Origin of the sequence: Pseudoalteromonas sp. S8-8 (assembly GCF_000497875.1) — a bacterium.
Lineage (GTDB): Bacteria > Pseudomonadota > Gammaproteobacteria > Enterobacterales > Alteromonadaceae > Pseudoalteromonas > Pseudoalteromonas arctica.
Genome location: NZ_AUTR01000037.1, coordinates 112,856 through 123,689, shown reverse-complemented (window position 1 = coordinate 123,689; position 10,834 = coordinate 112,856). Strand labels below are relative to the sequence as shown.

At 40.1% G+C, this 10,834-nt stretch carries 12 protein-coding genes; 5 read left to right on the top strand and 7 right to left on the bottom strand.

Annotated elements, in window-relative coordinates:
- Nucleotides 1-144: 144 nt before the first annotated feature.
- Together L659_RS0112815 and dnaQ are read right to left on the bottom strand one after the other, a co-directional pair.
- On the bottom strand, nt 145-1,515 hold the full coding sequence (locus L659_RS0112815; RefSeq protein WP_024590792.1) for a TIGR03503 family protein: 1,371 nt from the start codon (nt 1,513-1,515) through the stop codon (nt 145-147).
- Nucleotides 1,516-1,524: 9 nt separating this feature from the next.
- Nucleotides 1,525-2,238: a DNA polymerase III subunit epsilon gene (dnaQ, locus tag L659_RS0112810; RefSeq protein WP_024590791.1), complete on the bottom strand. Its 714-nt coding sequence runs from the start codon at nt 2,236-2,238 to the stop codon at nt 1,525-1,527.
- A 68-nt stretch (nt 2,239-2,306) separates the two neighbouring features.
- On the opposite strand from dnaQ, the gene rnhA reads away from it, so the two are divergent.
- Nucleotides 2,307-2,771, top strand: coding sequence for a ribonuclease HI (gene rnhA / locus L659_RS0112805; protein ID WP_002963021.1), 465 nt, complete (start codon nt 2,307-2,309; stop codon nt 2,769-2,771).
- Nucleotides 2,772-2,934: 163 nt separating this feature from the next.
- Here rnhA and L659_RS0112800 read toward each other — a convergent pair whose 3' ends face one another.
- Nucleotides 2,935-3,720 (bottom strand): class I SAM-dependent methyltransferase, encoded by a 786-nt coding sequence (locus L659_RS0112800; RefSeq protein ID WP_024590790.1) that lies wholly within the window; start codon nt 3,718-3,720, stop codon nt 2,935-2,937.
- A gap of 53 nt (nt 3,721-3,773) precedes the next feature.
- Between L659_RS0112800 and gloB the strand changes: the two genes are divergently transcribed.
- Both gloB and L659_RS0112790 read left to right on the top strand, forming a co-directional pair.
- Nucleotides 3,774-4,547, top strand: coding sequence for a hydroxyacylglutathione hydrolase (gloB, locus tag L659_RS0112795; RefSeq protein ID WP_024590789.1), 774 nt, complete (start codon nt 3,774-3,776; stop codon nt 4,545-4,547).
- A gap of 155 nt (nt 4,548-4,702) precedes the next feature.
- Entirely contained in the window at nt 4,703-6,283 is a 1,581-nt protein-coding gene (locus L659_RS0112790) for a LysM peptidoglycan-binding domain-containing protein (RefSeq protein WP_007586008.1), read from the top strand.
- Nucleotides 6,284-6,360: 77 nt separating this feature from the next.
- Here L659_RS0112790 and L659_RS0112785 read toward each other — a convergent pair whose 3' ends face one another.
- From L659_RS0112785 to L659_RS0112775, 3 genes are read right to left on the bottom strand one after another with little or no spacing between them, the layout of a single operon-like run.
- Nucleotides 6,361-6,810 carry a flavodoxin gene (locus L659_RS0112785; RefSeq protein WP_024590788.1) on the bottom strand — a complete coding sequence of 150 codons (450 nt, stop codon included), beginning with the start codon at nt 6,808-6,810 and terminating at the stop codon, nt 6,361-6,363.
- On the bottom strand, nt 6,810-7,574 hold the full coding sequence (gene truC / locus L659_RS0112780; RefSeq protein ID WP_002963028.1) for a tRNA pseudouridine(65) synthase TruC: 765 nt from the start codon (nt 7,572-7,574) through the stop codon (nt 6,810-6,812). The genes L659_RS0112785 and truC overlap by 1 nt, the downstream gene beginning before the upstream one ends.
- On the bottom strand, nt 7,567-7,887 hold the full coding sequence (locus L659_RS0112775) for a YqcC family protein (RefSeq protein ID WP_024590787.1): 321 nt from the start codon (nt 7,885-7,887) through the stop codon (nt 7,567-7,569). The genes truC and L659_RS0112775 overlap by 8 nt, the downstream gene beginning before the upstream one ends.
- A 104-nt stretch (nt 7,888-7,991) precedes the next feature.
- Here L659_RS0112775 and L659_RS0112770 point away from each other — a divergent pair, with 104 nt between their 5' ends.
- Together L659_RS0112770 and L659_RS0112765 are read left to right on the top strand one after the other, a co-directional pair.
- Complete coding sequence (locus tag L659_RS0112770) at nt 7,992-9,020, top strand: DUF3549 family protein (RefSeq protein WP_024590786.1); 1,029 nt, start codon at nt 7,992-7,994, stop codon at nt 9,018-9,020.
- Nucleotides 9,021-9,320: a DUF3301 domain-containing protein gene (locus L659_RS0112765; RefSeq protein ID WP_007378202.1), complete on the top strand. Its 300-nt coding sequence runs from the start codon at nt 9,021-9,023 to the stop codon at nt 9,318-9,320.
- Nucleotides 9,321-10,171: 851 nt separating this feature from the next.
- On the opposite strand, the gene L659_RS0112750 is transcribed toward L659_RS0112765, so the two are convergent.
- On the bottom strand, nt 10,172-10,825 hold the full coding sequence (locus tag L659_RS0112750) for a GNAT family N-acetyltransferase (protein ID WP_008169301.1): 654 nt from the start codon (nt 10,823-10,825) through the stop codon (nt 10,172-10,174).
- Nucleotides 10,826-10,834: the final 9 nt, after the last annotated feature.

Below are 10,834 nucleotides of genomic sequence, written 5' to 3'. Positions count from 1 at the left end.
CCCCCGGCGTGACAGGCCGGTATTCTAACCAACTGAACTACCACTCCATATTTCCGTTGCTGTTTAGGTCTCCCTGACAGCGGCGTGAATAATACGAACCAACCCCTATTTCGTCAAGGGCTTTTTTGTTTTTTTATAGGTTTTTTAGTCATCTGTCATCGAAAGGTTTAAAATTTCACCTGATCTGTCATTTTTTGAGCCATTTTTACCGACTTGATTTTTTTCTGTGTCGGCAACATCACCTTCACTTGTTTTCTTTTTCTTTAAAAAAGGCAGCTTCACTTTAAATTTAATCGGTTTTTTCTGAACAAATATACGAATTAACAACCAACCGACTAATAAAATGAGTGTATTGCAGCCTACAATTAAACTAATAATTGTCGATGTGGCCATTTTTTCTTCAGCAGGATCACTCTCAATCATTTTATCTGGCGTAATAATTGTTGCCGGATCAATTTCGGGCACCGCTTCTATGGGTCGTTCTATCTCAAATTTATACGTTGGTAGCGTTGCCATAAATTCACGGCCATTAATATTAGTGCCAAAAACAGACAGTTCAACACTATATCTACCCCAATCATAATTTTTAACACTAAGCTGACGTGAGTCTTTAGCTGCAGCATCTATGGTAAACATTTGCTCTTCGTTATTGGGATAGTATATTTTTCCCTGGATGATGACTGTCTCTGGCTTAACGATACTTGGGTCTATATTTATAGTTAACAGATGCTCGTCTGTGTCTTGCTCTGCTAACGCGACTTCGGTTACAAAAGGTGGCTCGTGCACTTCTATTGTATTTTGCACAATGCGACGCTGCAGCAGAGGTGTTGCCACGTAAAGCTCTGGTGTCCATTCACCCGCAGGAAAATCTAAAGTAAACTCGCCGGTAAACACACCATCTTTAGGGCGCTCATCAAATCCACGTCCATCGTCTTTAAATTCCGCTACTTCTTGAATGCCTGCACCAAAGTTAGCAAAGTTTTCATTGTTGGTACTTACAAAGTCAACATTAAGGCTCACAACATCCCTAAATAGGTTTGTGTTAATTGGCTCACCGTCGTTTAGTATTTTCCCGGTGATTTTTATTGTCTCCCCCCTAAACAACATTGAAGGAAGAGGCTCTGCCTCAAGAGATATTTCGCCTAATACAACTATTCTGCTATCGGGCAAAATACTGCCTATTACTTGCCAAGGACCTGCCATAGGTTTTTTTATGGTAACTAAATCGTAGCTGAGTTCGTCAAACCAATCTAAGTTAGGGTTTTTAACTGAGTCAGTAGCAAAGTACTTACTGCCATCGGGCCGCACTAAAATAACAGCAGGTGCACCTGATTTTCTAAAAAACAGCAGTGTTATTTCATCTATTTTGCTATCTATGCGAAAACGATTATCAAGTAAAGGGATCTCATTTTGATGCCCATCGCGCTTGAGCACTTCTACTTGTTTTACGCCATATGCATTGCCAGTAAATAAACTAGCGGCACATAACGCTGTTACAAAATACATCGTTTTCATTAAATCGCCTTATTCAGCGCGCCATATACATTGGCCGCCTTCTTTGTTTACAAGATCTAATCGTGCTTCGTGTGCGCTTTGCTCAGCGTCGCTTGCTCGCAATACAACTAATGGGGCTCTATCGCTATTTAAACGATTTATACCGCCTTTCTGTTGCTCGCTGCCGTCATCTTTGTTTTGATTCAAATTCAGCTTTGTTTGACCACCCGTCATGGCAAGGTACACATCGGCTAAAATTTCAGAATCCAGTAGCGCGCCGTGAAGTGTTCGCTTTGCGTTATCTACATCGTAACGACGACATAATGCATCAAGATTGTTCTTTTGACCTGGATGCAAGTCACGCGCCATTTTAAGCGTGTCGAGAACTTGACAAAAAGTCTCTGTTTTAGGATAGCCCTGATTAAGTAGTGCAAATTCATTATCCATATGACCAACATCGAACGGTGCGTTATGAATAACTAACTCAGCCCCTTCAATATAGTCGAAAAACTCTTGGGCAATTTGATGAAATAACGGTTTATCACGTAAAAATTCGTTAGTGATACCGTGAACGTCGATTGCTTCTTCTTCACTTGGGCGTTGTGGGTTTATATAAACGTGAAAATTATTGCCTGTTAAACGGCGATTTACTAACTCCACACAACCAATTTCTATAATACGGTGCCCTTGTTTAGGGTCGATGCCGGTGGTTTCTGTATCTAAAACTATTTGTCTACGTGCCATATCGAATTTAGCCTGATTCTGGTATCTTTCTATAATCACTTTATTGTACATAAGATCAAGGTAAAACAGTGCAAAAAACCGTAGAGATTTACACCGACGGCTCATGTTTAGGTAATCCAGGCCCCGGCGGTTATGGTATTTTTATGATTTATAACGGCCATGAAAAAGAAATGAGCCAAGGTTATAAACTCACAACAAATAACCGAATGGAAATGCTCGCGGCTATTGTAGCCCTAGAATCACTCACTCGAGAATGCGATGTAAACCTAACAACCGATAGCCAATATGTTAAGCAAGGCATTGAATCGTGGATCACTAACTGGAAAAAACGTGGCTGGTTAACATCAGCTAAAAAGCCAGTTAAAAACGTCGATTTATGGAAACGCCTAGATAAAGCCTGTAGCGAGCACAATGTAACTTGGAAGTGGGTTAAAGGGCATAGCGGCAATAAATACAACGAAATAGTTGACGATTTAGCCCGCGATGCCGCTGGCAGTAAAGATTTACTAGAAGATGTAGGCTACCAGCCTTAAATTTATTCTAAGCTAGTTGTTATACCAATTTTATTAAAAACATGTTCATTCTATCGCATTAAATAACTCACTAACTGCGTTAAAAATTATTCATATAGAACAACAATATGTCACAATTTTCGCCTTGTTAATGTGCTATTTTCTTAGCGCTATAATAGATCACTTATTTAATGCAATTGGTATTATTTTCTTGGTCGCACGTTTTGTAATGCTGCTTTGACGTTTGTCTAAGCCCTGCCCCTTTTACTGGCGCAAACTGCGGCCTTGCATGCCACTTAGGTTTTATTGGCGTAAGTGGCGCAACTCTTTTTCGTGCCACCAGCATATAAACACTGCCCATCGGTTTTAAATACTGTTTTGCAAAAGTCCGCCAAAACTCAAACCTTGATAGCCTATTACCTCTTGCCAGTGATGAATAAATAAAACGTTCGTCACTTACAATTTCAAAACCAAGTAAGTTTAGCCAATCTTTAACCCGTGCGGGTGTAAAAAAGCGCCCCGTCCATGGTAATTTCTGACCACTAAAAGGCAGCATTTGTGCAAGTCCGCACAAACTAAACGGGTTAAATCCCGTAATTACTATATAGCCGCCCGGAATAAGTGTGCGATGTGCTTCTCGTAAAATGTGATGTGGGTCTGAATGATACTCTAAGCAGTGACTTAGTATGCATGCATCAATACTGTGCTCGTAAAATGGCAGTTCATCTATGTCAGCAACTACCCCAGTGTAAGGCCCAGGCTCTGCAACACACACCTGGTGTTTAATCGTACTTATACTTGTATTTAATTCGCCACTTAAATTACCTAGCTTAAGCATATGATAGCCAAACATACGCGGCAGCCATTGCTCCATTTTGCGTTCAATATCTTTGCGCAAATAATCCCCATGAGGAAACTGTTGCCACGACAGTGGTTTGGGTCCTTCTTGAAAACTAAGGGCTGGTTTCATTTTTTGAGCTCGTTATACTATGCGGTAAGTGTCACTTTATAGAGCAATTTACCATGGTGCAAGTCAAAGCAATTAAAGCCTTTTCTGATAATTACATTTGGTGTTTAACTACCGATAATAGTAACCAAGCATGGGTAGTCGATCCAGGCCAAGCACAGAGCGTATTAGCGTATCTAGCTGAGCACAAACTAACGCTTGGTGGTATTTTAATTACGCATCATCACTACGACCACACTGATGGCGTAGCTGCATTAGTTGACGCCTATCCGAATATACCGGTTTATGGCCCCGCAAATAGTCCATTTAAAGGCATCACTCACGCACTCACTGATGGTCAAAGCATCAGTGTGCTTAATATTAACTTTAATATTTTGGCAACTCCTGGGCACACGCTTGATCATATTTGCTATACAAATGATGAACTTGCTTTTACAGGCGATACATTGTTTAGCGGTGGATGTGGGCGCTTATTTGAAGGCACGCCAAAGCAAATGTGGGAATCGTTTAATAAACTAAGAGAGCTGCCTGCAAGCTGCAGTGTGTATTGCACGCACGAATACACGCAAGCTAATCTTGCCTTTGCCAAAGCGGTTGAACCACGTAACCCAGAACTACTCGCGTACAGTAAAAAAGTAGATGAATTACGTAGTAATAACCAAATCTCCCTACCCACTTCTATTGGACAGGAGCTAAAAATAAATCCATTTATGCGTAGCGATTTGCCAACCATTACAGAGTTAGTGCCAGAAAAATTCATCTCGGTTACAAAAAACAATGAACCTTGGGGAAACTTTGCTAGTCTGAGACAGTTCAAAGACAATTTTTAATGCACAAACTAATACTTTAATATTTATTTTATTAGAATCATTAACTTAAGATATAGTGATGATTCTATTTCTGCGTTTTAAAAAGTCATTAAGTGGCAATGTTAACTCATAACAGGTAGTATTCGCCGAGTTTTTTACCCGATGTATTGGTATTTATGAATAAATCTCCCCTATTAGTAGCCTTGGCGTTAGCGCTAAGTGGTTGTCAAACTGTGACAACTCTAGACTCAGACTCTCAAGTCGCCACGCAAGCAAACCAACAACTCGAAGGCGCAAGTCCTAACGACATTAACAATGCATTGATGGTAAACGCACAATATCAGCAAGTTGACCCTGATGAGCAAGAAGCTCCCGTGTTTGATGATGTGTGGGAGCGAATTCGCTACCAACTTTCTATCGAAATACCGCAAAACCGCCCTGTTGTTACTGAACGTAATTATTACGCTCGCCACCAAGCCTATTTAGATCGTATTTCTAAACGTGCAGAACCTTACTTACACTTTATAGTTGAAGAAGTAGAAAAGCGCGAAATGCCAATCGAAATTGCACTACTGCCTATTGTAGAAAGTGCATTTGACCCGTTTGGTTATTCTAATCGCAGCGCATCGGGCATTTGGCAGTTTATGCCTGCAACCGGTGAGCGATTCGATTTAAAACAAAACTGGTGGTACGACGGTCGTCGCGACATAGTGCAGTCGACTCGCGCAGCACTTGACTACTTATCGTATTTACATAAAACACTTGAAGGCGATTGGCTAAATGCAATTGCTGCTTACAACTCAGGTGAAGGGCGTTTAATGCGCGCGATTAAAAAGAATCGTAAAAAGCATTTACCTACCGATTTTTGGTCTCTTGATTTACCAAGCGAAACAACTGCCTATGTACCAAAGTTATTAGCACTTGCCGATTTATTAAAACGCTCAGATGATTTTAACGTTACATGGCAACCAGTAATTAATGCACAAGTGGTTGAAGTGGTTGATGTTGGCTCGCAAATAGATTTAGCACTTGCTGCTGATATGGCCGATATGACGCTTACTGAGCTATACAGATTAAACCCCGGTTTTAACCGCTGGGCAACTGATCCTAATGGCCCTCATTCTTTATTATTACCTGTTGATAAAGCAGAGGAATTTAGCCAAAAACTAGCAAACACTGATGTTAAAAATAGATTACGCTGGCAGCGTTATATTGTGGCTCGAGGCGACAGCTTATCGGTAATTGCCAAAAAGTTTACAACAAGCTCAAGTGCAATCCGATCGCTTAATAAACTCAAATCAAATACGATTAAAGTAGGCCAAGAATTATTAGTCCCGCTTACTGATGGCGCTATAAATAGCGAGCATTTACCAAAGCAGATGCGTTTAGCTGCTAATAAAGCAACTCGCACAAAGCTTTCGCACACAGTTAAAAGTGGCGACACGTTATGGGACATTAGCCGCGAATATGACGTAACTATGGATGAGCTGGCTAAATGGAATAAGCTAAAGAAAAACTCTGTACTGCGCCTAAATCAAAAACTAACTGTGTATAAGTCAGCTAATAAACCACAAGCAACGGCAAGCACTAACCGTACTATTACATACAAAGTACGCCGTGGTGACTCACTTGCACGTATTGCGTCTAAGTTTAATCTAAGCGTTAACGAAATTATTAAGTGGAATAATTTAGCCGGTCAAAAATACTTACAACCTGGCCAAAAGCTAAAACTTAAGGTAGATGTCAGAAGTAGTTAATTTATAAAACTATATTAAAATTACAAAAGTAAAAAGGAGCGCATGCGCTCCTTTTTTAATACTTTAAAATTAAAGTATTAAGCAGGTAGTTTCTCCAGCCATGCTTTTAACCAAGGCTCGGTTACTGGCCACGGTTCAAAATCTTCACATGCATCTATTTCTAGGCGATTGCCCACAGGCTTTGCTTGTAAATCGCGAAGTAGCTCGTCAAAGCTACGACCTGCGCCACAAAATGTATCGCCGTAACATCTGTCACCCATTGCAATTACACCAAACGGTTTATCGGTAAGCATTGGGAAAGTGCTATTCATTGCAAAGTACAATCCTGCCAAATTACTCGGTACATCACCTTGCCCTGTTGTGGAGGTAACAATTAAAATATGCGATGCATTTTTTATATCATCAAGTGATGCTTCAGTAATTACTATTGCAGTATGACCTGCTTGCTCTATTGTGGTTGCAACTTCATCGCTTAAACGCTCTGCACCGCCATTAACGCTGCCTACAAAAATACTAATATGTGCCATTAATAATCCTTTTCTTGCTCTGGCCAACCTAGCTGCTTACATATTTCAAGCATGTCTTCACCTAGTGGCGCTTTAATTGTTATTGATTCATTACTATAAGGGTGCACAAAACTAAGCTCTGTTGCAAATAACATTAGGCGTCTTAGCTCAAAATGCTCCCTAAAAAATTGATTATGCTGGTTATCACCGTGATTTACATCACCAATGATAGGCAGTGATAAGTGCTTTAAGTGTCTGCGAATTTGATGCTTGCGCCCGGTTTTTGGAAAACACTCAACTAACGAGTAACGCACTGTTGGATACTTACCTATAGGAATAGGCAATGCAGCTTGGTGCAAGCAATTAAACTGGGTTTGCGCTTCTTGCGGTGCTTTATCTTGATCTGCAAACTTATCGGCTATTTTATCAAGTTCTTCTTTAAGCGGTTTATCTAAAAATACCGACTCTGGTGCAAAACCGCGCACTAAGGCCAAATAGCGCTTAGCAATGGTGCCCTCAATAAATAGCTGGTTCATATCGCGAGCAGCTTCAGAGCTCAATGCAAACAGTAATACGCCGGACGTAGGTCTATCGAGCCTATGTACTGGAAATACATGTTGCCCTAGCTGGTCGCGCAACATTTGCATAGCAAACTGGGTTTCGTGTTTATCTAAAAACGAGCGATGCACTAATAAACCTGAAGGCTTATTTATAGCCACATAGTTTTCATCTTGATACAAAATAGTCAGCTCGCCATATTCAATAGGCGCTGGACGCTCACTCATTTGGTTCTCCTAAAAAGGTATCAAGGGCTGTTAGTAATTCAATTATTTCATCGCTCCCTGCTTTATTCACAAGTGTCATTTGCGCCATAGGGGCAATAGCAAAGTTACGTGGCAGTGGTTGCTTGTGCGTTATTAATTGCTGTATTTTATCAATAAATACAAATTGTAACCACTGCTCAAACGCCATTGTATCGTGACAAAAAGGAGTATTTGAAAGCAGTGCATCAGCGTCTATTGGCTCACTTTGCCAAAGCGCGTGTATTTGTAAAAGTGCCGTTAGCTGCACTAAATAAGTTTGGGTTTGCTGGTACATAACCACCCTCTTTTATATATGTAATGCAATTATACCCTGTTCCCTCATAGGCGGCTATGACGTATAATTAATGTAATTTTGCAGTAAAAACAGTTGAGAAAACAATGAGTGATCAAATAGCTACATTAGGTCAGCTTTTAGATGGTGCGGGTACTCAGTGGCGTGCTTTTGATATTGGCAGGCACATTACTAAGCTTGATAAAAAACAATTTTTAGCTATTGAACAAGCTCAAGTGCCTTACCCTTATCCTCTTGCTGGTCATGCTTGGCTCGCTATCCAATTTTGGGATACTAAAGCCAGTAAAGAACCTTATGTATGGTTTTTAAAGTTTTCACTTGATGAGCAAAGTATGCTTGTAAGTGCTAGCCGCGATCACTTTGCTGATATGGTTATTCAAGCGCTAGGCACTGAAATTACAGGTGAGCAAGCCGATGGAAAACTTGATAATAACCCTTATGTTTTTACACCAAACGCAAATAAATTAGCGGCATTTAACGCCCAAGTAAAAGTACTATTAAAACAGCCTGCGTCGCAGTATTACGAGCATGCACAGTTATACTTTAGCGGTAAAATTGGTTTTGATAATTGGCAAGGTGTTGCACTGCAGGGTATTGCCGATTTTGCACTACGCTTAGACAGCGATACAAACTTAAGTAATTTGCAAAAAGCATGGGCGCATTTACCTATTGAAGTACTGCAACCACTCAGTGCCATGCTTGAACACGTTGAAATACCAACATCAATGAGTGAGTTACTTGTTGATTACACGCAGGCCGCAATTAGTAGTAACGATACATTAGCTATAACCGCAGCACTAAGATCGGTTTCAAAAGGTCAAGCTCAAGGGTTATGCGCTCAATTAGTTGATACTGTACTAAGCTCACAGGTAAGACACGACTCTGACGTGTTACTAACAATAGCTGGGCGGTGTTTTAAGCAATTAGAAAACCCTGAACGCTTACATGTATTTATGGATAATTGCGCACATCATCAAAAAATTGATGAGTTGTTTCCTAGTATTTTTGCTGACTTAGTTGCAATACCGACTATTCGCCCGCATTTATTAGGCTTATTACGTAAAGAAAATCGTAGCGAAACCCTCGCGCGTGCAATTGGAAGGTTATTCTCTTAAATGGCAAGTTTATGGACGTTCATACTTATTGGTAGTGTAATTTACTTATTTTGGCTTAACCGAAAGGTTGCTGAAGCGGCGAACGTTCATGCTAAACGTCAAAGTGAGCAATTGCAGGTGCAGTTGATGAGTGTTGCATGCACAAAACGCCGCTTTGGTTTTTTAAAGAGCGGCAAGCCAGGCATCAAAAGTGAATTTATATTTGAGTTTTCAAGCGATGGTGAAAATGCTTATCAAGGTGTGTTAATTATGGAAAATGAGTTTTTGAAAAGTGTGGTTGTTCCACCGCATAAAATATAAAACTTAATATACTTTAGGAGTATTTGTCTTAAATTAATAAATTTAATTCAACACAAAAAACTAAGGCGTAACTAAAGTTACGCCCCAATTGGACTGCATCCTGCTAGATATCCATTATCTTAAATCCGTATTATCATCCCCTGAACGAGTAAACAACCTTGTTTACCCTCACATTGCATCCTGCAATATCCATAGCCACCTTGGCAAACCCACGAAATCTATCGTTTGGCTACATACTGTAGCATCATCCCTGGTAATCCTTTTAAGTAGCTCCTGCCACTTTTTGTATCCTGCAATATCCATAGCCATCTTGGCAAACCCACGAAATCTATCGTTTAGCTACATCCCGTAGCATCATCCCTGGTAATCCTTTAAAGTAGCTCCTGCCACTTTTGCATCCTGCAATGTCCACTTGCCATCTTGGCCGTCCTGCGTAAACTAACGCTCCTGCTACTTCCTGTAGCGTCATCCGTGATTATCCTAAAGTAACTCCTAGCTACTAAGTGCTTCATGCACTTCCTTATTCTTCCTTGTATCCGTTTTAGCTCGTCCTTTATGCTTCCTGCTAGCGTCCGCTATGTTGCCTATTCCGTATCCTTGGCAGTAACTCAATCATTGAGCTATGTCGTCTTGACGAAGAGAAGTTTAAAGCAATCAGGGGGGAGAAATAGGACTTAACATTAAATAAATAAACGTCACAAAAATGAAAAATAAAAATAAACTTTAAATAACAATAGCTTGAATGGGAAAAGGCTACTTATTAATAGCCTTTAACTGACAATGCTCACGATAATGTGAGATATGTCTCACGGCCTTATGTCCGTTTGGGCGCATTGGCTTACATCATAATTTTAAATAGTTGGCTCAATTATTGATTTAAACAGTAACTCGCCCTCTACTTGGTTAAAAGTAAGGTGTTTAAATGCTTCAAACTTTTCGGTTTTAAAAAATTCAGTGTGCTCTTTACGCGTTACAAATACAGCCATCCCCGTTGACTCAGCGTTACATTTAACTAAATCATCAAGCCCTCGTAGTAAGTAACGACCAAACCCTTGCCCATGAAAATGTGGATCTACGGCAATAAAAGCTAAGAAGTAGTAATTGCCTTTCTCTTTAAGGGCATCTCTAATTGTTTGTTCTTTATCTATTAATTGATTTGTTTGTAAGTAGCCCGCACTCAGCATTAATTTTAAACGCCAGTGCCAATAACGCTGCGCTTGTAATTGGCTATTAGATTCAAATACACACGCTACTGCTTTTAATTTATCGTTGCGGTATAAACCAATTAATGGCTGCTTTTCTTGCCAAAAACTACTGAGCTCTTCGCGAATTAATGATCGTAATTTTTTTTCGTATACTGATTTATTTTCGTCATTGTAGCTAAGCATGTTTTGTAATACAGGATCGTCATGATAAGCCTGATAAATTAGGCTTGCTGCAGTGCTAATATCTTCTGCGGCTAAATACTGTACGCTGAACGTATCAGCTGGCGTGGTTACACTCATTGTATTTCC